At 72.2% G+C, this 22,661-nt stretch carries 21 protein-coding genes; 4 read left to right on the plus strand and 17 right to left on the minus strand.

Features of this window, described 5'->3' with window-relative positions:
- Positions 1-61 precede the first annotated feature (61 nt).
- Positions 62-400 carry a YybH family protein gene (locus AC6JBM_RS36105; protein WP_497978425.1) on the minus strand — a complete coding sequence of 113 codons (339 nt, stop codon included), beginning with the start codon at positions 398-400 and terminating at the stop codon, positions 62-64.
- 69 nt (positions 401-469) lie between these two features.
- Here AC6JBM_RS36105 and AC6JBM_RS36110 point away from each other — a divergent pair, with 69 nt between their 5' ends.
- Positions 470-1,339, plus strand: a complete 870-nt coding sequence (locus AC6JBM_RS36110; protein ID WP_497978426.1) for a LysR family transcriptional regulator — start codon at positions 470-472, stop codon at positions 1,337-1,339.
- A gap of 794 nt (positions 1,340-2,133) precedes the next feature.
- On the opposite strand, the gene AC6JBM_RS36115 is transcribed toward AC6JBM_RS36110, so the two are convergent.
- On the minus strand, positions 2,134-2,832 hold the full coding sequence (locus tag AC6JBM_RS36115) for an SDR family oxidoreductase (protein WP_497978427.1): 699 nt from the start codon (positions 2,830-2,832) through the stop codon (positions 2,134-2,136).
- Positions 2,833-3,084: 252 nt separating this feature from the next.
- Between AC6JBM_RS36115 and AC6JBM_RS36120 the strand changes: the two genes are divergently transcribed.
- Entirely contained in the window at positions 3,085-3,969 is an 885-nt protein-coding gene (locus AC6JBM_RS36120) for a helix-turn-helix transcriptional regulator (RefSeq protein ID WP_497978428.1), read from the plus strand.
- Here the strand turns inward: AC6JBM_RS36120 and AC6JBM_RS36125 are convergent.
- The 6 genes from AC6JBM_RS36125 to aspS all read right to left on the minus strand — a co-directional run bounded on the left by AC6JBM_RS36125 (position 3,853) and on the right by aspS (position 10,684).
- Positions 3,853-4,491 carry a hypothetical protein gene (locus AC6JBM_RS36125; protein WP_497978429.1) on the minus strand — a complete coding sequence of 213 codons (639 nt, stop codon included), beginning with the start codon at positions 4,489-4,491 and terminating at the stop codon, positions 3,853-3,855. The two genes, AC6JBM_RS36120 and AC6JBM_RS36125, sit on opposite strands and share 117 nt — an antisense overlap.
- Before the next feature lie 40 nt (positions 4,492-4,531).
- Positions 4,532-5,371, minus strand: a complete 840-nt coding sequence (locus tag AC6JBM_RS36130) for a GNAT family N-acetyltransferase (protein WP_350621000.1) — start codon at positions 5,369-5,371, stop codon at positions 4,532-4,534.
- Positions 5,372-5,438: 67 nt separating this feature from the next.
- Positions 5,439-6,605, minus strand: coding sequence for a flavodoxin-dependent (E)-4-hydroxy-3-methylbut-2-enyl-diphosphate synthase (gene ispG, locus AC6JBM_RS36135; protein WP_350621002.1), 1,167 nt, complete (start codon positions 6,603-6,605; stop codon positions 5,439-5,441).
- Positions 6,606-6,635: 30 nt separating this feature from the next.
- Positions 6,636-7,937 carry a M50 family metallopeptidase gene (locus AC6JBM_RS36140; RefSeq protein WP_497978430.1) on the minus strand — a complete coding sequence of 434 codons (1,302 nt, stop codon included), beginning with the start codon at positions 7,935-7,937 and terminating at the stop codon, positions 6,636-6,638.
- Entirely contained in the window at positions 7,934-9,130 is a 1,197-nt protein-coding gene (gene dxr / locus AC6JBM_RS36145; RefSeq protein ID WP_497986588.1) for a 1-deoxy-D-xylulose-5-phosphate reductoisomerase, read from the minus strand. Before dxr ends, AC6JBM_RS36140 begins: the two co-directional genes overlap by 4 nt.
- 324 nt (positions 9,131-9,454) lie before the next feature.
- Positions 9,455-10,684, minus strand: coding sequence for an aspartate--tRNA(Asn) ligase (gene aspS / locus AC6JBM_RS36150; RefSeq protein ID WP_497978431.1), 1,230 nt, complete (start codon positions 10,682-10,684; stop codon positions 9,455-9,457).
- A 453-nt stretch (positions 10,685-11,137) separates the two neighbouring features.
- On the opposite strand from aspS, the gene AC6JBM_RS36155 reads away from it, so the two are divergent.
- Entirely contained in the window at positions 11,138-12,112 is a 975-nt protein-coding gene (locus AC6JBM_RS36155) for a YihY/virulence factor BrkB family protein (protein ID WP_497978432.1), read from the plus strand.
- Positions 12,113-12,187: 75 nt separating this feature from the next.
- Here AC6JBM_RS36155 and AC6JBM_RS36160 read toward each other — a convergent pair whose 3' ends face one another.
- Positions 12,188-12,892 carry a DUF2786 domain-containing protein gene (locus tag AC6JBM_RS36160; RefSeq protein ID WP_497978433.1) on the minus strand — a complete coding sequence of 235 codons (705 nt, stop codon included), beginning with the start codon at positions 12,890-12,892 and terminating at the stop codon, positions 12,188-12,190.
- Between the two features lie 3 nt (positions 12,893-12,895).
- A complete protein-coding gene (locus AC6JBM_RS36165; RefSeq protein WP_350621152.1) occupies positions 12,896-14,446 on the minus strand; it encodes a Rieske 2Fe-2S domain-containing protein in 1,551 nt (516 codons plus the stop codon).
- 154 nt (positions 14,447-14,600) lie between these two features.
- Between AC6JBM_RS36165 and AC6JBM_RS36170 the strand changes: the two genes are divergently transcribed.
- Positions 14,601-14,819 carry a DUF2631 domain-containing protein gene (locus AC6JBM_RS36170; protein WP_497978434.1) on the plus strand — a complete coding sequence of 73 codons (219 nt, stop codon included), beginning with the start codon at positions 14,601-14,603 and terminating at the stop codon, positions 14,817-14,819.
- 314 nt (positions 14,820-15,133) lie between these two features.
- Here the strand turns inward: AC6JBM_RS36170 and AC6JBM_RS36175 are convergent, their stop codons facing one another.
- The 7 genes from AC6JBM_RS36175 to rpsB form a co-directional block, all read right to left on the minus strand.
- A complete protein-coding gene (locus AC6JBM_RS36175; RefSeq protein WP_497978435.1) occupies positions 15,134-16,396 on the minus strand; it encodes a DivIVA domain-containing protein in 1,263 nt (420 codons plus the stop codon).
- Complete coding sequence (rlmN, locus tag AC6JBM_RS36180; RefSeq protein WP_497978436.1) at positions 16,393-17,583, minus strand: dual-specificity RNA methyltransferase RlmN; 1,191 nt, start codon at positions 17,581-17,583, stop codon at positions 16,393-16,395. The genes AC6JBM_RS36175 and rlmN overlap by 4 nt, the downstream gene beginning before the upstream one ends.
- A 111-nt stretch (positions 17,584-17,694) precedes the next feature.
- Positions 17,695-18,717, minus strand: a complete 1,023-nt coding sequence (locus AC6JBM_RS36185) for a phosphatidate cytidylyltransferase (protein ID WP_497978437.1) — start codon at positions 18,715-18,717, stop codon at positions 17,695-17,697.
- Between the two features lie 173 nt (positions 18,718-18,890).
- Positions 18,891-19,448, minus strand: coding sequence for a ribosome recycling factor (gene frr, locus AC6JBM_RS36190; RefSeq protein WP_497978438.1), 558 nt, complete (start codon positions 19,446-19,448; stop codon positions 18,891-18,893).
- Entirely contained in the window at positions 19,445-20,236 is a 792-nt protein-coding gene (gene pyrH / locus AC6JBM_RS36195; RefSeq protein WP_497978439.1) for a UMP kinase, read from the minus strand. Before pyrH ends, frr begins: the two co-directional genes overlap by 4 nt.
- Positions 20,237-20,323: 87 nt before the next feature.
- Entirely contained in the window at positions 20,324-21,151 is an 828-nt protein-coding gene (gene tsf, locus AC6JBM_RS36200) for a translation elongation factor Ts (protein WP_497978440.1), read from the minus strand.
- Positions 21,152-21,172: 21 nt separating this feature from the next.
- Positions 21,173-22,054 carry a 30S ribosomal protein S2 gene (gene rpsB, locus AC6JBM_RS36205; protein ID WP_497978441.1) on the minus strand — a complete coding sequence of 294 codons (882 nt, stop codon included), beginning with the start codon at positions 22,052-22,054 and terminating at the stop codon, positions 21,173-21,175.
- Positions 22,055-22,661 lie beyond the last annotated feature (607 nt).

Below are 22,661 nucleotides of genomic sequence, written 5' to 3' on the forward strand. Positions count from 1 at the left end.
CGGGCTTGCGCCTCCGATGGCGGTGCCTCCATCGGCGGGCGGCTCGGACGCGGGCTCGGTGTTACTGCTCGGGGCGGTCGATCACGCGAAGCCAGGTGCCGTCGGGCTGGCGGCGGACGACCTGGACGCGGCCGCCCGTGCCGTCCTTCGGCTTCGTGGAGGTCAGGGCCAGATCGCCGTGGCGGATCGTGGGCAGCGCCTCCTCGACCTCGAAGCGCGGCACGTGCTTGAGCATCGCCTCGCACACGGCCTGGATGGCCTCGCGGCCGACGGTGGTGCTGCCGGGCGGGTAGGCGAGGACGGCGTCGGGCTCGTACAGCGCGGCGATCCCCGCGGCGTCGCCGGCGTTGGCGCGCTCCACGAACAGGCGGGACAGGTCTTCCGGAGTCTTCGCGTTCATGCCTCCACCGTCACGCGCTCGATCCAGAAGACCAAGACGCATCTTCGACGGGATTTAGCATGATTGATTATGGAGCTGCACCAGCTGGAGTACTTCCTGGCCGTCGTCGACGAGGGCGGCTTCACGCGCGCGGCCGCGCGGCTGCGGGTCGCCCAGCCCGGCGTCAGCGCGCAGATCCGCAAGCTCGAACGCGAGCTCGGGCTGCCGCTGTTCGAGCGGACCACGCGCTCGGTGCGGGTCACCGCGGCGGGCGAGGCCGTCCTGCCCTACGCCCGGGCGGCCCTCGCGGCCGTGGACGGCGCGCGCCAGGCGGTGGACGAGCTCGCCGGCCTGACGCGCGGGCGCGTGGCGGTCGGCACCGTCACCTCGCACACCGTCGACCTGGCCACCATCCTCGCCGACTTCCACACGAGGTGGCCGGACGTGGAGATCACTCTCGTCGAGGACGTGAACGAACGCCTGATCGACGCCGTGCGGGAGGCCCGCCTGGACGCGGCGATCGTCGCCTATTCCCGGATGCCCGAGGGTCTCGACGTCCACCCGGTCACCGACGAGGCGATCAACGCGGCCGTGTGGGACGGTCACGAACTGGCGGGCCGGGAGACGATCCCGCTTGCGGACCTCCGCGACCGCCCGCTCGTGTGCCTCCCGCGCGGAGGCGGCATCCGCGCGATCCTCGACGCCGCGTGCGCGGAGGCGGGCTTCGCCCCGCGGATCGCGTTCGAGGCGGGGTCGCCGCAGGTGGTGGAGCAGTTGGCGGCTCGCCGGCTGGGCATCGCGATCCTGCCGGAGTCGATCGCCCGCCACCGCGACCACCTCCACCCGCTGCGCATCGTGGACCCCGAACTGCGCGGCCGCCTGGGCCTCGCCTGGCGCCGAAGCGGCCCCACCAGCCCGGCGGCGGCCGCCTGGCTGCGCCACGCACGGTCCTACCTCTGACGGCCCCGCCAACGCGCGGACGCGCGGAGAAACGCGCGCGAGCTGCACAACCCTGCGCAGCGAGCCCCGCCCGCACGGACGCGCCGCAAACGCGCGCGAGCTGCACCAATCTGCGCTGAGCACCGCCCCGCACGGACGCGCCGCGCAACGCGGGAACGCTGTGCAGCGCTGCCCAGCGAGCCCCGCCCCGCACGGACGCGCCGCAAACGCGCGCGAGCTGCACCAATCTGCGCTGAGCACCGCCCCGCTCGGACGCGCCGCGCAACGCGGGAACGCTGTGCAGCGCTACTCAGCGAGCCCCGCCCCGCACGGACGCGCCGCAAACCCGCGCGAGCTGCACCAATCTGCGCTGAGAGCAGCACCACGCGACGGCGCGCTGCAAAACGCGTGCGAGCTGGGCAAATGCGTCGCATGCCCGTGCCGCGCGCGGGCGCGGCACGGGGCGGGTGCGGACCGGCCGGTCGCGGCCGAGCGCGTCGCGGGGCGTGGGCATCAGCGGTGGCTGGTCACCAACGGCACCCGGCGCGGCCGAGCGCGTCGCGGAGAAACGGCAGCGGTGACGGGGTCACCAACGGCACCCGGCGCGGCCGAGCGCGTCGCGGAGAAACGGCAGCGGTGACGGGGTCACCAACGGCACCCGGCGCGGCCGAGCGCGTCGCGGGGAAACGGCAGCGGTGACGGGGTCACCAACGGCACCCGGCGCGGCCGAGCGCGTCGCGGGGAAACGGCGGCGATGACAGGTCGCCAACGGCACGCGGCAGGCCGAGCGCGTCGCGGGGCGGCGGCCACGGCCGTCACCACGGCACGGGGCCGTCCTCGTCGAAGAAGGCGCCCGTCGGGCCGTCCGCGGGCAGTGTCGCCAGCCGCACCGCCGCCGTTGCGCCCTGGCTCGGGGTGCGCGGGCCCGAGTGGAAGTTCAGGTCCGTCGCGCAGTAGCCGGGGTCGGCGACGTTGACCTTGATCGGGGTGCCGCGCAGCTCGTTGGCGTACGACACAGTTATCGCCGTCAGGGCCGACTTCGAGGAGTTGTAGGACAGCAGGGGGTTCTGGGCGTACACGTGGGACGGGTCCGCGGTGAAGTGCAGCGAGCCCAGGCCGCTGCCCAGGTTCACGATCCGCGCCGCCTCCGCGCGGCGCAGGGCCGGGAGGAAGGCGTTGGTCACGGCGATCACGCCGAAGACGTTGACCTCGTAGGTGTCGCGCAGCATCTGCAGCGGGGTCGCGCTCGGCGGGGCGCCGCGCTCCAGGAGCACGCCGGCGTTGTTGACCAGGACGTCCAGGACCTCGACCTGGGAGGCGGCCGCCTCGATCGAGGCCGGGTCGGTCACGTCCAGCGGCAGGAAGTCGGCGCCCAGGGCCGCGGCCGCCTCCTTGCCGCGTTCCGGGTCGCGGGCGCCCACCAGCACGTGCATCCCCAGGGCGCGCAGTTCCCGGGCGATCTCCCGGCCGATGCCCTTGTTGGCCCCGGTCACGAGGGCCGTCTTCGTCGTCATGAGGTCCACCGTGGACGCCCGGGAGCGGCGGCGGGAGAGACGCGGTGAACCGCGGACCGACAGTCCCCGGAAAACGGCGGCGAGGAGAGACGCGGCGAACCGCGGACCGACAGTCCCCGGAAAACGGCAGCGGAGAGAGATGCGGCGAACCGCGGCGGGAGAGACGTGGTGGACCTCCCGGAGCAGCGACAGCGCTCAACATCGGATCGGCGATCCCTGGTTACGCGGCCGGCCGGCGCGCAGGATGAGCGCGTGGGCGTGAACCGGGTACAGCTGGCCGAGTTCCTCAAGGACCGTCGCGCGCGGGTGAGCCCGGCCGACGCGGGGCTGCCCGCGGGAACGCGCCGGCGCACGCCGGGGCTGCGGCGGGAGGAGGTCGCGCGGCTCGCCGGGATCTCCGTGGACTACTACGCGCGGCTCGAGCAGGGGCGGGGGCCGAACCCGTCGCGCCAGGTGCTCGCGGCGCTCGGGCGGGCGTTGCGCCTGTTCGAGGACGAGCGGGGGCATCTCTTCCGGCTCGCCGGAGAGCAGCCCGGGCCGGCGGGGCCGTCCCAGGCGGTGCCGCCCGGCATCCTGCACCTGCTCGAGCGGCTCGATGACACGCCGGCGTTCGTGATCGACGCGAAGTACGACCTCTTGGCCTGGAATCGCATGGCCGTGCGGCTCATGGGCGATCCTCCGCCCGAGCGGAACATGATCTGGAACGCGTTCTGCGGGCCGATGCCGGTGGCGATGGACTCGTCCGCGGAGTACCAGTCGTTCGCCGACGAGTCGGTGGCCGACCTGCGGGCCGCGTCCGTGCGGTACCCGGACGACGAGGGCATCCGCGCGCTGATCGAGCGCCTGCACGCGGGCAGTGCCGAGTTCACCCGCCGCTGGAACCAGCACCGCGTCTGTGTGCGCCGCACCACCCTCAAGACGCTGACCCATCCGGTGTACGGCGAGCTCGACCTCGAGTGCCAGGTGCTCCACGCCGACGACAGCGGCCAGCGGGTGGTCTTCTACACCGCGGCCCCGGGCTCACGAACCGCGGACGTCCTCTGCGGCCTCCGCGAGCGGGCCGCGGACGTCCTCGGTGGCCTCCGCGAGCGGCCCGCGGACGTCCTCGGTGGCCTCCGCGAGCGGGCCGGGATGTGAGAGCGTCTCGTCCGTCACGTCGATGCGCCGCGTGGCGGAGGCGCCCACGAACTCCGTCGCCTTGCTCGACTCGTGACTGAGCCGGCCGGCCATCAGGGCGGCCTGCCAGGCCAGCCCGAACGCGATGCCGGGTGCGAGGGGCAGGATCCAGTCCGCGAACACCCCGGTCGCCGGCAGGTGCTCGATGATCAGCGCGGCGAAGGCGATGACCCCGCCCTGCGCGATCCCCCGCCAGGCGGCCCGGCCCGCGGCGGAGGCGGCCTCGCGGCGCGGGGTGCGGGCGTCGAGCCCGTCGGCCGCGGCCAGGTCGCGCCGCCCGAAGTTGAAGCCGGCGACCCCGGACGCGACGGAGAGCCCGAGCACGGTGGAGGTGAGCCAGCTGTGGGTCAGGAAGTACGACAACCCCAGCACGGCCCCGCCCGAGCCCACGGCGACGAGGGCTCGCAGCCATTCCTTCTTGTCGCCGGGGTACCAGTAGTAGCGGGTCGTGTTCGGCCCGACCTGCCGGATCATCTGACCCACGCGAGCGCTCCAAAAGCCGGGAAACGGACGAACCCGATAGTCAGAACAGTACCGTTGCAAACGTCCCGACCTGCTGAAAACCGCAGCGCTCGTACACGCGCCGGGCCGGCAGGTTGTAGTCGTTCACATACAGGCTGACCGATGGCGCCACGCGGCGCAACGCATCGCGCACGACGGCGGCGATGCCGGCGGTCGCCAGGCCGTGCCCGCGCAGCTCCGGGTCGGTCCAGACGCCCTGGATCTGGGCGGTGTGCCGGGTGACCACGGCGAGCTCGGCCTTGAACACGACCTTGCCGTTGTGGAAGCGCGCGTACGCCCGCCGCGCCCGCACCAGCTCCCCGATCCGCTCACGGTAGGAGCGCTCGCCGCCGTCGGCGGTGGGCGAGACCCCGACCTCCTCCGTGTACATGGCCACGGCCGCGGGGAAGAGCAGGTCGATCTCGTCGGGGCGCACGAGCCGGACGCCCGGGTCGGGCGCGATCGGCGACGGGTTGCTGATCGCCATGAGCGGCTGGTTCGGCCGAACGTCGCGGGAGGGTCCCCAGGTCGGCGCGAGATGCGACCACAGCCCGAGGACCGCGTCCGCCGAGCCGACGATCGACGAGCAGCCGCGCGGCTCCCCGGCGACCATCTCGGCGAAGGCGGCGACGGCGGCGGCCGAGGCGTGCACGGGGATCAGGTTGGCCCCGACCCAGCACAGCGACTCGAGGTTGCGGCGGGAGCCGTACCCGAAGATCCGCGCGTCCTGCCGCCACCAGGCCAGGCCGGCCATCGAGACCCGCTCGGCCACCTGGGCGCCCCCGAACGGGTCCCGATCGAGCAGGCGTTCGACCGATCCCCGCTCGGCGTCACCGAGCAGCCGCGCAGCCACCGTCAGCATGCCTACCAGCCTGCCAGATCATGCCGAAGATGGCTGCACATACCCCTCGCCCCGGTGAAGACGACCGTCAGTGGACGGTGACCGTGGGGCCGAGGCCGCGCAGCTCCTCGGGGAGCTCCACGCCCTGCTCCTCGGCCAGTCGCAGCGCCTCCTCGACCAGGGTCTCCACGATCTGCGACTCGGGCACGGTCTTGATGACCTGGCCCTTGACGAAGATCTGGCCCTTGCCGTTGCCGGAGGCGACGCCGAGGTCGGCCTCGCGGGCCTCGCCGGGGCCGTTGACGACGCAGCCCATGACCGCGACCCGCAGCGGCGCCGGGAACCCGTCCAGCGCCGCGGTGACCTGGTCGGCGAGCGAGTAGACGTCGACCTGGGCGCGGCCGCAGGAGGGGCACGAGACGATCTCCAGGCCGCGCTCGCGCAGCCCGAGGGACTCGAGGATCGCCTGGCCGACCTTGATCTCCTCGACCGGCGGGGCCGAGAGGGAGACCCGGATGGTGTCGCCGATGCCCTCGGCGAGCAGGGCCCCGAAGGCGACCGACGACTTGATCGTGCCCTGGAACGCCGGGCCGGCCTCGGTCACGCCGAGGTGCAGCGGGTACTCACACCGCTCGGCCAGCTGCCGGTACGCCCGGATCATCACGACCGGGTCGTTGTGCTTCACGGAGATCTTGATGTCGCGGAAGCCGTGCTCCTCGAACAGCGAGCACTCCCAGAGCGCGGACTCGACCAGCGCCTCGGCGGTCGCCTTGCCGTGCTTCTCCAGCAGCCGCTTGTCCAGGGAGCCCGCGTTCACGCCGATGCGGATCGGCACCCCGGCGTCGGTGGCCGCCTTCGCGATCTCCTTCACCTTGTCGTCGAACTGCCGGATGTTGCCCGGGTTCACCCGGACCGCGGCGCAGCCGGCGTCGATCGCGGCGAAGACGTACTTCGGCTGGAAGTGGATGTCGGCGATGACCGGGATCTGCGACTTCTTCGCGATCGCGGGCAGCGCCTCGACGTCGTCCTGGCTCGGCACGGCGACCCGGACGATCTGGCAGCCGGACGCGGTCAGCTCGGCGATCTGCTGCAGCGTCTTGTTGACGTCGGCGGTGAGCGTGGTGCACATGGACTGCACCGACACCGGGGCTCCGCCGCCGACGGGGACCGGGCCGACCATGATCTGACGGGACTTGCGCCGGGGTGCCAGCGCGGGTGGCGGCACAGCGGGCAGGCCGAGGCTGACTGCGGTCATGAATGGACCCTTACCTTCGCGAAAGAGTGCTTACTTCAGCGTGATCGGGTTGACGAAGTCGGCCGTCACCGTCAGCAGGACGAAGACGCCGAGGACACCGATCACCGCGAGGGTGAGCGGCGCCAGCTTGTAGTAGTCGACGCGGCCCGGGTCGGGCCTGCCGAGTCGGGCGGCGAGCCACGAGCGGACGCGCTCGAACCAGGCGATCGCGATGTGCCCGCCGTCCATGGGCAGCAACGGGAACAGGTTGAAGATGCCGAAGAACAGGTTCAGGGTGGCGAACAGCGACAGCAGCGACGCCCAGTCGCCGAGCTCGAACAGCTCCCCGCCGATGCGGCTCGCGCCGACGACGCTGACCGGGGTGTTCGGGTCGCGCTTCTCGCCGAAGATGGCCTTGAACAGGTTCGGGATGCGCTCGGGGATCTGCTTGAACGAGGCGAACGTGCGCTCGACGAGCGTGGCGGTGGCCGACCCGGTCTGGCTGATGCCGTCGACGGGGCCGTAGCGCAGGACCGGCAGGTCGCTGCTGCGGATGTCCACCGTGATGCCCAGCATGCCGCCGCGCTCGAGGTCGTCCGGGGTGATCTGGTCGGCGGTCTTGCCCGGGTCGATGGTCGACTTGATCCGCTGGGCCTCCGGGATCGCGGCGGTCCCGCTGAGCGTCTGCTCACCCCGCTTGTACTGCACCGTCACGGACTTGCCGACGTCGGCCTTGAGCTCGTCGCGCAGCGCCTGGTTGCCGACGATGGACCGCCCGTCGATGGCCAGGATGATGTCCCCGGGCTGCAGGCCGAGCTGGGCGGCCGGGCTGCGCGGGTCCTTGGCCGGGTCGCAGGCCTTCTGGCTCTTCGTCGCCGGGTCGTACTGGTAGGTCGGGCTCACGCACTGGCTGATCGTGCCCACGCGCACGGGCACCTCGTTGACCTTGCTCGCGTCCGGGATGCCGACGAACGAGAACAGCACCCACAGCGTGATCAGGGCGAGCGCGAAGTGCGTGATGGAGCCCGCCGCCATGACGATCGTGCGCTTCCACACCGGGAAGCGCCACATGGCCTTGGGGTCGTCGGCGCCGGACTTGCCGGTCTCGGGGTCGACGTCCTCCTCCTGCGGCGTCATCCCGACGATCTTCACGAACGCGCCGAAGGGCAGGGCCTTGAGCCCGTACTCCACCCCGTTGCGCTTGAACGCGAAGATCGTCGGCCCGAAGCCGATGAAGTAGCGGGTCGCCTTCATGCCGAACCAGCGGGCGGACCAGAAGTGTCCGGCCTCGTGGATCGCGACGGCGATCAGGATGCCCAGCGCGAACAGGACAATCCCCAGCACGAAGGTCATTCGGCCCCTCTCCGGTCGGCGCCCGCGGCGATGAGCGCACGAGCGTGGGCCCGCGCCCAGGACTCGGCGGCGAGCACGTCATCGACGGTACCTGGTTCCGCGAAATCCGGGGCCTCGGCCAGGGTCCGCTCGAGCGTCTCCACGATGCCGAGGAACGGCAGATCACCCGCTGTGAACGCCGCGACACACTCCTCGTTCGCGGCGTTGTAGATCGCGGGGCGGCACCGCCCGGCCTCGCCGGCCGCCTTGGCCAGGGAGACCGCCGGGAACGCCTCCTCGTCCAGCGGCCGCAGCTCCCACGTGTGCGCGCTGGTCCAGTCGACCGCGGGCGCGGCGTCGGCGACCCGGTCGGGCCAGCCGAGCGCGAGGGCGATCGGGATGCGCATGTCGGGCGGGCTGCACTGGGCGAGCGTGGAGCCGTCGTCGAACTCGACCATGGAGTGGATCACCGACTGCGGGTGAACCATGACCTTGATGTCGGCATACGGCACCGCGAACAGCTCGTGCGCCTCGATCACCTCCAGCCCCTTGTTCACCAGGGTGGCGGTGTTGATGGTCACCACTGGGCCCATGTCCCAGGTCGGGTGGGCGAGCGCGTCGGCCACGGTCACGTCGCGCAGCTGGTCGCGGGTCCGGCCGCGGAAGGCGCCGCCGGAGGCGGTGAGCACCAGCCGGCGCACCTCGCCGCGGGCGCCGCCGCGCAGGCACTGGGCGAGCGCGGAGTGCTCGGAGTCGACCGGGACGATCTGGCCGGGCTTCGCGGCCGCGCGCACCAGGGGGCCGCCGGCGACCAGCGACTCCTTGTTGGCCAGGGCGAGGGTGCGGCCGGCCCGGAGGGCGGCGAGGGTGGGTGCGAGCCCGAGGGAGCCCACGACGCCGTTGAGCACCGTGTCGCACGGCCATTGCGCGAGTTCGGTCATCGCGTCCGGGCCGGCCAGGATCTTCGGCAGCTTGAAGTCGCCGGTGGCCCAGCCGCGCTGCTGCGCCTCGGCGTAGAAGGCGAGCTGGAGGTCCTGGGCGGCGCTGGCCCGGGCCACCCCGACGGCCTCGACGCCGAGCTCGAGGGCCTGGGCGGCGAGCAGGGCGACGTTGCCGCCGCCGGCGCCGATCGCCACGACCCGGAAGCGGTCCGGGTTGCGCCGGACGATATCGATGGCCTGCGTGCCGATGGATCCGGTGGATCCCAGGAGCACGATCTCGCGAGGGCTCACTCCCCCATTGTGTCAGGTTGCGTCAGGCCGGGGCCGGGCGCGGCGCGAGCCCACACCCGGCCGATTGTCCTATGTGGATCAGAGCCGGAGTGCGGCCGGCAGCTCCCCCCGCCGGCCGCTCTCCATCAGGGCCTCTACTGCTCCCGCCGGATTTCCCTCAACAGCGGTCTGAGCTGGGCCGATACGACGCACGCCGAGCGTGCCCCCATGAGTCAGCGCGGTGAATCCCAGATCCCGTCCCCGTTCGTACGCATGTATCAATTATAGATCATCATTTGATGCCGGGCAATCGATTTACGGCCGGCCCTAGGGCGCGAGGCGGTGCAGATCCCGCGGAAACAGCGTCGTCTCGCGCACGTTCGCGGCCCCGGAGAGCCGGGCCAGGAACCGCTCCAGCCCGATCGCGAACCCGCCGTGCGGCGGCATCCCGTGCCGGAACGCCTCCAGGTAGCCCTCCAGCCCCGCGGCCTGCTCCCCGAGCACGGCGGCGTAGTCGGCGTACCGGTGCAGCCGCTGCCCGCCCGTGACCAGCTCCAGGCCCCGGAACAGCAGGTCGAAGGAGTTGGACCAGCGCGGCTCGGACGGCTGCGGGTGCGTGTAGAAGGGCCGCTTGGCCATGGGGTAGCCCTCGACGTAGACGAAGTCCGAGCCGTGCTCGGCCAGCGCCCACGCCCCGAGCGCCCGCTCGTGCTCCGGGGCGAGGTCGGGCTCCTCCGGGTCGGCCCCGGCGAGTTTCAGGGCCTCGGAGAAGTGCACGACCGGGATCGTTTCCGGCAGCTGTACCGAGCTGAGGCCGGCCGCCTCCGTCATGGCGCGCACGACCCGGGTCAGGACCGCCATCACGTCGCGGTGGTCGCGGACGAACCCGAGCTCGGCGTCGAGCGACGTGTACGTGGCGAGGTGGCGCGAGGTGTCGTGCGGCTCGGCCCGGAACACCGGCCCGACCTCGTAGACGCGCTCGAACACCCCGACCATCGTCTGCTTGTAGAGCTGCGGGGACTGGGCGAGGTACGCCCGGCGCCCGAAGTAGTCGAGGGCGAACACGTTCGCGCCGCTCTCGGTGGCGCCGCCGACGATCTTCGGGGTGAAGACCTCCGTGAACCCGAGCCCGTCGAGCGTGGCCCGGAACGCCCCGACCGCGGCCGCGCCCGCGGCGAACACGGCCCGCCGGGCGGGATGGCGCAGGCTGACGGCGGCGTGGTCGAGCAGCGCCGGCAGGCTCGCCTCGAGCTCGGGGCGGAACAGCTCGACCGGCGGCGGCTCCGCTTCGGACAGCACCTCGATGGCCTCGTAGGCGACCTCGAAGCCGCCGGGCGCGGCCGCGTTGGCCACGACGGTGCCGGAGATCTCGACCACGGACTCCTCCGGGGGCACGGGGACGCCGGCGGGGACCACGACCTGGGCCAGGCCCGCGCGGTCGCGCACGATCAGGAACGTGACGCGGGCGAGGACCCGGCGCCGATGGACCCATCCGGCGAGCCGGATCGACTCCCCCGCGTGCTCGGCGAGGTCGGCGGACATCATGCGGCTGGACATGCAACACCTCCTGGGAAGGGACGCTCCCCGGAGGTGTGGGCGATGGGGCCGGTCGCGGTGCCACCACACCTTCACCGCGGCGGGCTTGCCGCGGCCTCTCGCCCGTGTGCGCCGGGCCACGCGGCGGGGCGTCCACGGCGGTCGTCAGGCGCCCGCCCCGCCCTCCCAGCATGGCGGGTCGCCCGCGCGGGCGCGACGGATTTCCACCCCGGCTCCCGCCCGCGCGGTCACCCGCGCGAAGGTGCCCGCGAGACGCCCGCGCGGTCACCTGCGCGGAGGCGAACGCGAACACCCGCGCGGAGGCGAACGCGAAACGCCCCGCGCGGTCACCTGCGGGAGGCGAACGCGAGACGCCCAGGCGTCACCCGCGCGGAGGCGCCCCCGCGCGTCGCCCGGGTGCGTGCGGCGTCACGAGTGCGTTTCCCGCGCGGGCGCGCTGGGAACGCCGACGTCGTGAGCAGCACGAGGCAGGTGCCGGAGACCCGGTCGATGTCGCGGGACGAGCTCTCGGCCGACGACGCGTGGCAGGCGCTGCGTCACCACGGGGGCTGGGCCCTGATGCACGAGGCGTTCCTGCGCTTCCGCTACGGCGACGGGTTCAGCCACGCGCGGGCGCTCGGCCTGCAGCTGTGCCTGGCCATCGTGCCCTTCCTCATCGCGCTGTCCGGCCTGGCCGGCAAGCTCGGCGTCGCGGAGGGCGGCGACGTGGTGGCCGACACCGTGCTCGCCCTCACCCCCGGCGCCAGCGAGCAGATCGTCCACGACCTGCTCGCGCCCGGCACGTCCGAGCGGGCGGGCGAGGTCGCGCTGCTGCTCGGCCTGCTCACCGGGCTGGTCGCGCTCGCCACCGCGATGGCGCAGATCGAGCGCGGCGCCAACCGGATCTACGGGGTGGAGCGGGACCGGCCGGCGCACCTCAAGTATGCCCGCGCCGCGATCCTGGCCGCGGTCGCCGGGCTGCCCGCGCTCACCGGGTTCCTGATGCTCGTCGCCGGGGACGCCCTCGGGGCCTCGCTGCGGACGCGGTACCCCGGCTGGGGCGCCCCGGTCGCGCAGGTGTGGCAGGTGGTCCGCTGGCCCGGGAGCGTCCTGCTGGTCGTGACCGCCGTCGCCGCGATCTTCCGGTTCGCGCCCCGGCGCCGCCAGCCGGCCTTCTCCTGGCTGCTGTTCGGCGCCGCGCTCTCCACGGCGCTGTGGTGGGGCATCAGCGCGCTGCTGGCCCTCTACGTGCAGGGCAGCGGGGCGTTCGGGGCGACGTACGGCGCGCTGACCGGGATCATGGCCCTGCTGCTGTGGGCGAACGCGACCGGCATCGTGCTCTTCCTCGGCATTGCCTTCAGCGCGCAGCTCGAGGCGATGCGCGTCGGCGTGCCGGGGCCGGTGATGCCCGACAAGTGGGCGCCACCCGGCGTCACGTCCGCGTCGTGACCCCGGGGCGGGCGTTGGTCTCCACGCGTAGGCGCCCAGGCCCGCAGATGCCCCACACGTAGGCGCCACCCGGCGTCACGTCCGCGTCGTGACCTCGGGGCGGGCGTTGGTCTCCACGCGTACGGCGCCCAGGTCCGCCCGCCGCCCGGCCGCGCTGCCGGCCTCGAATCCCCCGCCGCTGAGCCGGCGCCGGCGGCCCGCCCGCACGTTGGGGTACTCCGCCTCCACCGCCAGGTCCACGGCGCGCTCGCGGTCGGCGAGGACCAGCGCGGTCCCCGGCGCCGGGGGCTCCTCCGCCTGCGCGGACGCGGCCGCGAAGCGCTGCTGCACCGCCGAGCCGAACCCGATCAGCCACGAGCGCCGCCAGGCCGCCGCCTGCTGCCCGTCCGGCACCGGCTCCCGCAGCAGCCCTCGGGCCGCCTGCACGAGCAGCGAGGCGAACAGCAGCTCGACCCCGGCGACGTCGGAGGCGAAGCCGAACAGGTGCACCGACACCCGCAGCCCGTCGGCGGTGCGGCGCTCGAGCCGGATCGACCGGCAGCGCAGCGCGGCCGCCACGACGTGCAGCAGGTAGGCCTTCTCGCGCAGGTAGGGCGCGGACAGCTCGACGAGCCGGTTGCCGACCGTCTGCCGCCGCGCCTCGCGGGCGTCGAGCAGGGCCTGGTCGATGCCGTACTTCGCGATGAGCGCCGCCGCCTTGGCCGTGAGCGCGTCGGCCTCCTCCGGCGTGCAGGCCGGGTCCTCGGCCTTGGCCAGGAGCTTGCGAACCTTGTCGAGCAACCTTTACTCGCCCGGCGCCGGGGTGCCGGCCGGGCGCGACCGCAGCTCGTGGCCGACGCTCGTGAGGCAGCGGCCGCTCTCCAGGTCGAACTTCCAGCCGTGCAGCTGGCAGGTCAGGGTCTTGCCGTCGATGATGCCGAAGCGCGTCAGGTCGGCCTTGAGGTGCGGGCAGCGGCGCTGGACGATCCAGTCGCCGAGCTTGATGTCCTCGGCGTCGGGCTTCTGCTCGGCGTACCAGCCCTCGGCGTACTGCAGCCGCTCCTCGGACAGGCACTTGAAGAACGCGTAGACGAACTCGTTGTACTGCCCGATCCGCGCGGCCGAGAACCGGCAGGACAGGAAGAGCGAGTTGACCCAGTCGACCTCCTCGATGAACAGCAGGTGCTCGACCAGCGCGCGGTCGGTGCGGAAGCGGTACCGCACCTTCTCGTCGGCGTAGGCCCGCACCTGCTTCTCGGGGAAGTCCACCACGATCGACTCGACCGACTCGCCGTCGTAGCCGACGAGGTCGAAGCGCACCGGCCCGCCGACGCCCTTGGCCAGATAGACCGACTCGTCCAGCAGCGGCTCGATGCGCGCCTTCATCTCCTTGAGCACGTCGACCTCGGGGTGGCGCCAGGTCGCCTTGGCCGCCTCGATCACCGGCTTCTTGCGCGCGCGCATCTCCTCGAGGTGCTCGCGCTTGTGCGCGAAGAACTCCTCGACGTCGGTGGGGTGGGTGGTGACCGCCGAGTCCGCGGTGAGCTCCATCACCGAGCCGGGCAGCAGCACGGTCGAGTTCGTCCCGCCGACCTTGGCGTATTCCTGCTGGAACACCCACTGGTCGGGGAAGATGTTGCCCTCGTCGCCGAAGATGTCGTTGAACTGCCACAGCTCGTCGTCGAGAAAGCAGGGCGGGCCGGCGATCGGCACGACGTTGGAGGCCTTGAGGTCGTCGATGTAGCGGAAGGTCCGGTCGAACTGCCGGTCGCGCTTCTGCTTGCCGAACGCGCGCTTGGCCGCCTCGGGCAGCTCGTAGACCATCGGATACCAGATCGCGCCCGAGAACTGCAGCAGGTGCGCGTGGACGTGCCCGAGCGCGTTGAACGTGGTCAGGTCCGTCGGGCGCGCGTCGTTCTGGTTCAGCACGCGCACGCCGTCGTACTCCACCCACAGCGACGAGTCCCCGATCGGCCCGTCGGTCGGCGAGGTCAGCGCCTGGATCATGATCTTGAGTCCGCCGTCGAGCTCGTGCACCTGCTCCGACTTCGTCTCCAGGAACCGCGTGAAGCCCAGCGCCTCCAGCTCGTCGCGCATCTCGCTGGTCGGGAACTCCGGCAGCAGCACGGTCGCCTTCTTCGACACGAACCGCTTGAGGTGCTCGGCGTCGAAGTGGTCGCGGTGCAGGTGCGACACGTAGAGGTAGTCGCAGTCGCCCAGCGCCTCCCAGTCCAGCAGCGAGTTGTCCGGGAACGGGAACCACGAGGCGAAGTAGGCGGGGTTCACCCACGGGTCGCACAGAATGCTCCCGGCCGGCGTGTCGATGCGCAGGCTGGCATGGCCGGTCCCGGTGATCCGCACCGCTGTCCTCCTCGATCGGTACCGCAGATTGCGCGAACGACGCTACCCGACCGACCCGCAACCGTCCGGGCCGGTGCCGCATGCCAGACTCTTCTACGGAAGCCTTTGCGGCCTCGGCCGCTTTTTCGTTCGCCGAAAGGACCGAACCGTGTCCGAGCACGAGCCAGTGACCTCTCCCGACCAGCACAAGCCGGGTCACCCGCGCGCGGCCCGCATCGGCGCGGCCGTCTCGGCGCTGGTCCTGCTCACCATGCTCGTGGGCAACCACCACGGGCGGGTCGAGGACATCTTCCTCATCGTGTGCGCGGGCCTGCTCGTGCTCGCCCTCGTCGGCGACTGGGTCCTGCGCCGCAACGGCCTGCGCTGAGCTTTTCCGGGCCGCTCGTCGCCCGGCGTCTCGGCGCCGGGGACCGGCGGACGGCTCGGGGTGACCAACCGCGGACCTGGCAGCGACGGCGCGCCAGCGCCGAGCGGTGTCTGGCGGGAGCGACGGTCCGCACCCCAGCGGACCCGAGTCATGGTCTTCCGCAGGGTCCGACAATTCGGACACGTTGCGGCCCCGATCGGTCACGCTGCGTGCTGGCCGCCGGTTCCGAGCAAGTGTCATGTTTCGAACTGTGCGAATGACTGAGGGCGCGCCCGGCTCGGCCGGACGCGCCCTCGTCTACGTTCTGCGGTCGGTCAGCGACGTCGCGTGACGATGTCGCGGACCTCCTTCAGCGCCGCGTCGACCTCGGCCTCGAAGTAGCCGCCGGGCACCAGATTGAAGTGCGACGGGTCGAGGTCGCCGTCGGTCAGCGGGCCGCCGCGGCCGGTCAGCGAGGCCATCACGCCCTCGAACAGGCGGTCGACCTGCGCGCGGTCGTAGCCGCTGCCGAAGCGGCGCAGCTGGAACGTGCGGCGCAGCTGGTCGATGCGGGCCACCTCGCCCGACTGGTGCTGGGGCGGGCCGCCGTACGGGTCGCCCTGGGGCGCGCCGTACGGGTCCCGCTCGGGCGGGGCGCCGTACGGATCGCGGTCCGGGCCGGGGCCACCGTAGGCCGGCGGCTCGGGCCGCTCCATGCGGATCTCGGCGGTCATGTCGGCGCGCGGGGCGCGCGGGCCCTGGTCGTAGCCGCGGTCGTCGTCGAAGGCGCCGCCGTAGGTGGGCTCGTCGTAGCGGCCGTAGCCGGGGCCGCCGGGGCCACCGGGCGGGCCGGCCGGGGGCGGCGGCGTGGGGCGGGACGGCAGGGGCGCGCCGGGCGGCGGGGGCGCGGGGCGCTCCATGGTGCGGTCGACCGGCCGGTCCATCCCCATCGTCCGGTCGGCGGGGCGATCCATGCCCATGGTGCGGTCCACCGGGCGGTCCATGCCCATCGTGCGGTCGGCGGGACGGTCCATGGGGCCGCCCATCGGCGGGCCCATGCGGTCCATGCCGGGCGGCGGGCCCATGCGATCGGGTCCGGGCGGGCCCATGCGGTCCGGGCCGGGGCCCATGCGGTCGGGTCCGGGGGGACCCATCCGGTCCTGGCCGGGCGGCGGGCCCATGCGGTCCGGCGGGGGCGTCATGCCGACCCGGTCGGGCATGCGCTGCGGCTCCATCCGATCCGGCATGCGCTGCGGTTCCATGCGCTCGGGCATGCGCTGCGGCTCCATGCGCTCCGGAGCCATCCGCAGCTCGCCGCTGCGGGAGTCGAGGGCCCGGCCGAAGCCGCCGCCGCTGCCGCGCTCCTCGTGCTCGGCCAGCTGGCGCTCGACGCGGTCGAGGTGCAGGTCGACCTGCCATTCGTCGTAGCCGCCGAAGCGGACACGGAAGACCACGTCGTGGACTTCCTGCGCGCTCACCGGCGCGCCCATGGAGTCTCCGGAGAGGGTTGCCTCCACCCGGTCGAGGAACGAGTCGACCTCGTCGACCTTGTATCCCCGACGCATCGCACGGCGCCGGAACCGCTGACCCTGACTCACTGTGTCTCCTCGTTCGCTCGCCGTGCTAGCAAGCCGTTCTTACGCTCTCCCACCTTGCCACCTCCGGAGGCCGCAAGCTGCCCGCAGGCGCCGTCAATCTCCCGACCCCTGGTGTCACGCACCGTAGTGGGAACACCCGCGGCCCGGAGACGCCGGACGAACTCCCGCTCCACCGGCTTGGGACTCGCGTCCCACTTGCTACCCGGTGTCGGATTGAGCGGGATGAGATTGACATGTGCGAGACGGCCGGACAAGAGCCGACCGAGCAGATCCGCTCGCCACGGATGGTCGTTCACATCCCGGATCATTGCGTATTCAATGGACACGCGCCGACCGGTGCGAGCCGCATACTCGAACGCGGCATCAAGCACTTCGGCGACCTTCCAACGTTGGTTGACCGGCACGAGCGTGTCGCGCAGATCATCATCGGGCGCGTGCAGCGACAGCGCAAGCGTCACCGACAGCCCCTCCTGCGTCAACCGGCGCATGGCGGGGACCAGCCCGACGGTCGACACCGTGATGTGGCGCTGCGACAGCCCAAGGCCCTCCGGAGCCGGTTCGGTCAGCCTTCGTACGGCCGCGATCACGCGGTTGTAGTTCGCCAGCGGCTCCCCCATGCCCATGAACACGACCCGGGAGAGCCGGTCCGGGCAGCCGGGCAGCGCGCCGCGCGCGGCCAGCCCCGCGAACCACACGACCTGGTCGACGATCTCCGCCGTGGACAGGTTGCGGGTCAGGCCGGCCTGGCCGGTCGCGCAGAACGGGCACGCCATGCCGCAGCCGGCCTGGCTCGACACGCAGACGGTGACCCGGTCCGGGTAGCCCATCAGCACGCTCTCCACGAGCGAGCCGTCGTGCAGGCGCCAGAGGGTCTTGCGGGTGGTGCCGTTGTCGGTGGCGAGCTCGCGCACGGGCTCCAGCAGCCGCGGCAGCAGCGTCCCGGTGATCGCCTCCCGGGTGCGGGCCGGCAGGTCGGTCATCTCCTGCGGGTCGCGCACCAGGCGGCCGAAGTAGTGCGCGGAGACCTGCTGCGCGCGGAAGGCCGGCTCCCCGAGCTCGGCGACGGCGGCGCGGCGGCCGGCGAGGTCGAGGTCGGCGAGGTGGCGCGGGGGCAGCGCGGCGCGACGGCCGTCGGGGGTGGTGCCGGCCGCGCTGGGGGACAGGTTCAGTACGGGAAGCTGCGTCATGGCGTTTCCAGTGTCCCATGCCGCGCCGCATGATCTCCAAGACCGCCGACCAGCACGGCCGGGCGACTCATCACGGCCCGATTACCGCGCGTTCACCCTCGTTTTGGCTGGTCATCGCGTCCACGGCACGAGGAAGGCCAGGACGGCGTAGGCGGTCGGCAGCGCCAGCAGGACCGAGTCGAGGCGATCCATCAGGCCGCCGTGGCCGGGCAGCAGGTTGCTCATGTCCTTCACGCCGAGGTCGCGCTTGATCAGCGACTCGCCGAGATCGCCGAGCACCGACGCGATCGAGACCGCGACGCCGAAGATCGCGCCGTGCCACCACAGGGCGCCGTCGACCAGCAGCGGCAGGGCGATCGCGCTGCCGGCACCGGTCCACACCACCGAGCCCGCGAACCCCTCCCACGACTTGGCCGGGCTGACCGACGGGGCCATGGGGTGCTTGCCGAGGAAGACACCGGTGGCGTACCCGCCGGTGTCCGACAGCACCACGGCGAGCACGGTCACGAGGACCCGCACGCTGCCGTCGTGGGCCGGATAGGCGAGCAGCGCCGCGAAGGAGCCGAGGAAGGGCACGTACACGGCGATGAGCGCGGCGGCGGTCACGTCCCGCTGATAGTGCGCGACACCGTCGGCGAAGCGCCACACGAAGACGAGCAGCAGCGTGGCCAGGAGGCCCAGCGGCAGCCGCTCGGCTCCGCCGAACCAGGCCAGGCAGACCATGAGCGGCGCGCCGAGCAGCAGCGGGACCAGCGGGGGGCGCGCCTTCTGGACGCTGACGGCGCGGACCATCTCCCAGACGCCGACGCACACGGCCGCGATCACGAGGCCGAGGAAGAGCCACTTCCACACGAACAGGGAGACGACGACGACGCCGCCGAGGCCGACCCCGACGCCGATCGCGGCGGGGAGGTTCCGGCCGGCCCGGCTCTTGCGCGGGGCATCGCTCTCGGTCGTGGCTCTGCCCTCGGTCGTGGCGTTGCTCTCAGGCGTGGCGTTGCTCTCAGACACGGCGGCGTTGCCGTTGGCGGCGGCGTCCGCCGGAGTCGCGGGGCGGGTGGGCGCGGCGCCGAGGGTGGCGGGGGGTCCGGCCGGCGCGCCGCCGTTCTGGTTCGTGGTTCCCGCGGCGGGCACGGTGCCGGGAGACGTCGCGGGCGCGTCGTGCGCCGCGGGGGCGTCGGGAGCCGGTACGGAATCCGGCTCTTCCGCTTGTGGTTCTTCCGCAGACGGCTCGGGCGCGGCATTGTGCTGCCGCGCCCGCGTCGACGACGGGCCGGGGGCCTTCTGAGCCCGGTCGAGATGGGCCATCAGACCTCGAGTAGCTCGGCTTCCTTGTGCTTGAGCAGCTCGTCGACCTGCGCGACGTAGCGGTGCGTCAGGTCGTCGAGCTCCTTCTCCGCGCGACGGCCCTCGTCCTCGCCGGCCTCGCCGTCCTTGACGATGCGGTCGAGCTCCTCCTTGGCCTTGCGGCGCACGTTGCGGATCGCCACGCGGGAGTCCTCGGCCTTGTTGCGGGCCACCTTGATCATGTCGCGACGCCGCTCCTCCGTCATCTGCGGCAGCAGGATGCGGATCTGGGTGCCCTCGTTGTTCGGGTTCACACCCAGGTCGGAGTCGCGGATCGCCTTCTCCATCGCGCCGATCTGCGACGCGTCGTAGGGCTTGATGATCGCCATGCGGGGCTCGGGGATCGCGATCGAGGACATCTGCGGCAGCGGGGTCGGGGTGCCGTAGTAGTCGACCATCACCTTGCCGAACATCGCCGGGGTGGCGCGGCCGGTACGGATGACCGCGAACTCCTCCTTGGCGTGCTCGATCGCACGCTCCATCTTCTCTTCGGCCTCGAAGAGTGTCTCTTCGATCACGGGGTCTGTCCTCCTCGATCCGGGACGGGCTCGGCGGTGATGAGCGTGCCGATCCTCTCACCAATCAACGCGCGGGCGACGTTGTCCTCCCCCTCCGCGCCGAAGACCAGCATCGGCAGCGCGTTCTCCTGGCAGAGGCTGAACGCCGTCTGGTCCACCACCCGCAGCCCCTGCAGCAGCGCCTCGGCGAAGGTGAGGCTGTCGAGCTTGCGGGCGGTCGGATCGGTGCGCGGGTCGGCGGTGTAGACGCCGTCGACGCCGTTCTTGCTCATGAGCACGGTGTGCGCGTGGATCTCCAGCGCGCGCTGGGCCGCGACCGTGTCGGTGGAGAAGTACGGCAGGCCGGCGCCCGCGCCGAAGATGACGACGCGGCCCTTCTCCAGGTGGCGGATCGCCCGCCGGGGGATGTAGGGCTCGGCGACCTGGGCCATCGTGATCGCGCTCTGCACGCGCGTCTCGATGCCCTCCTTCTCCACGAAGTCCTGCAGGGCCAGACTGTTCATCACCGTGCCCAGCATGCCCATGTAGTCCGCGCGCGAGCGGTCCATCCCGGCCCGGGAGAGCTCGGCGCCGCGGAAGAAGTTGCCGCCGCCCACGACGACGGCGACCTGCACGCCCCGGCGCACGACCGTGGCGATCTGGCGCGCCATGCCGCGCACCACGTTGGGGTCGACGCCGACGGCGCCGCCTCCGAACACCTCACCGGAGAGCTTCAGCACGACGCGCCGCACCCCGATCGGGGCGGGGGTCAGGGGCTGCCTGGCCGCTTCGACGGCGGTGTTCGTCATGTGGGCACCCTTCTGTCTGCTTGTGGAAAGGGGGTCACGGTCTCCATCCGGTGGACCGTGACCCCCTCACTGCTGTTGTACCGCCGGTCAGGCCTGGCCGACCTCGAAGCGCACGAACCGCGTCACTTCGATGCCGGCCTCCGCCAGCACCTGCTTGACCGTCTTCTTGTTGTCGCTGACCGAGGGCTGCTCGATCAGGACGAAGTCCTTGAAGAAGGCGTTGACGCGGCCCTCGATGATCTTCGGCAGGGCCTGCTCGGGCTTGCCCTCCTCGCGGGCGGTCTCCTCGGCGATGCGCCGCTCGGACTCGACCACGTCGGCGGGGACCTCGTCGCGCGTGAGGTACTTCGGCCGCATCGCGGCGATCTGCATCGCCACGGCGCGGGCGTCGGCGACGGCCGCCTCGTCGTTCTTGCCGGAGAACTCGACCGCGACGCCGACCTGCGGCGGGAGGTCGGGGCTCTTGCGGTGCATGTAGATCGCGACCGGCTCGCCGAGCACCGCGATGCGGTTGATGACGAGCTTCTCGCCGATGCGGGCCGACTCGGCCTGCACCAGGTCGGCCACGGTGGCGTCGCCGAGCTTGGAGGCCAGCAGCGCGTCGACGTCGGCCGGCTTGGTCGCGTCGACCTGGGCCGCGAGCTTCTGGCCCAGCTCGACGAACGCGTCGTTCTTGGCCACGAAGTCGGTCTCGCAGTTGATCTCGACCAGACCCGAGCCCGAGTGCGCGACGAGGCCGTTGGCGGTGGTGCGCCCGGCACGCTTGCCGACGTCCTTGGCACCCTTGATACGCAGCAGCTCGACGGCCTTGTCGAAGTCGCCCTCGGCCTCCTCGAGCGCCTTCTTGCAGTCCATCATGCCGGAACCGGTCAGTTCGCGGAGCCGCTTGACGTCCGCGGCGGTGAAGTTGGACATGACTCTCTCTCGCTCTGTGGGTTACGCCTGGTTGTTCTCTTCGGCGGCCGGAGCCGCTGCGGCGGGAGCCTCGGCAGCGGGAGCCTCGGCAGCGGGGGCCTCGGCAGCGGGGGCGGCCTTGGCGCCGCCCTCGAGCAGCTCGCGCTCCCACTCGGCGAGCGGCTCGTCGCCGGCCACGACGCCCGGCTCGGGCTTCTGGTCGGCGCGGGTGGCCCGCCCGGAACGAGCGATCAGGCCGTCGGCCACCGCGTCGGCGACCACGCGGGTCAGCAGCGCCGCGGAGCGGATGGCGTCGTCGTTGCCGGGGATCGGGAAGTCGACCTCGTCCGGGTCGCAGTTCGTGTCGAGCACGGCGATGACCGGGATGCCCAGCTTGCGGGCCTCGTCGACCGCGATGTGCTCCTTCTTGGTGTCGATGACCCAGATCGCCGACGGGAGCTTCTGCATGTCGCGCAGACCACCGAGGGTCCGGCTGAGCTTCGTCTGCTCGCGGGACAGCTGCAGGGTCTCCTTCTTGGTGTACCCCTGCGCGGTGCCGGTCAGGTCGAGGCTCTCGAGCTCCTTCATCCGCTGGAGGCGCTTGTAGACCGTCTGGAAGTTGGTCAGCATGCCGCCGAGCCAGCGGTGGTTGACGTAGGGCTGCCCCACGCGCGTCGCCTGCTCGGCGATCGCCTCCTGGGCCTGCTTCTTGGTGCCGACGAACAGCACCGAGCCACCCTCGGCCACCGTGTTGCGGATGTAGTCGTACGCCTTCTCGATGTAGTCGAGCGTCTGGCGCAGGTCGATGATGTAGATACCGTTGCGCTCGGTGAAGATGAAGCGCTTCATCTTCGGGTTCCAGCGGCGGGTCTGGTGCCCGAAGTGCACACCACTCTCGAGCAGCTGGCGCATGGTCACGGCCATGTCGGCGGGATCCCTTCGATCCTGGTTCTTCACGGCGAACCGGTCGGCCCGCCGTCCTGGCGCCCGGTCGTCGGCCGTCTCACCCTTCGCACGCGCGGTGGTGCACCACGCGTTCTCTCGGGACCAGGGCGGCCGCCGCCCTGGAATGCTCGCCCGGCGCTGGAAGAAATGCGGCGGGCTAGGGAGGGCGCGCGAGGTCGACCGCACGCTGTGCGGTCGCCGGTGGAAAGTGTACGCGCCGGGCCCCGGCTTCAACGAATGCCCCCACTGACGTGTAGTTCGCCCGGCTGTAGCCGTTTCGTGGGGGTTGCGGTGTTTGTCGCATTGGCCCGGTGCTGGCGAACTGGTTACGACGTCACCTGAAGTGCGCTCGGCTGCGGCGTCACCCGCATTGAACCCGGTGCCGTTGCCGCGGTGTTTGCGCTTGTTGCGGCGTCGCCCGCGGCCGCTTCAGGGCGCTGGCGTCGCCCGCCGCCGTTTTCAGGGCGCTGGCGGCGCTCGCGGCCGTTTCGGGGCGTTGGGCGTCGCCCACGGCCGTTTCAGTGCGCTTTGCGGCGCGCTGGTGACGCCCGGCGGACGCCTTGACCGGAGTCTTCACTGCGCAACT

The sequence above is a fragment of the Dactylosporangium thailandense genome (assembly GCF_059739745.1).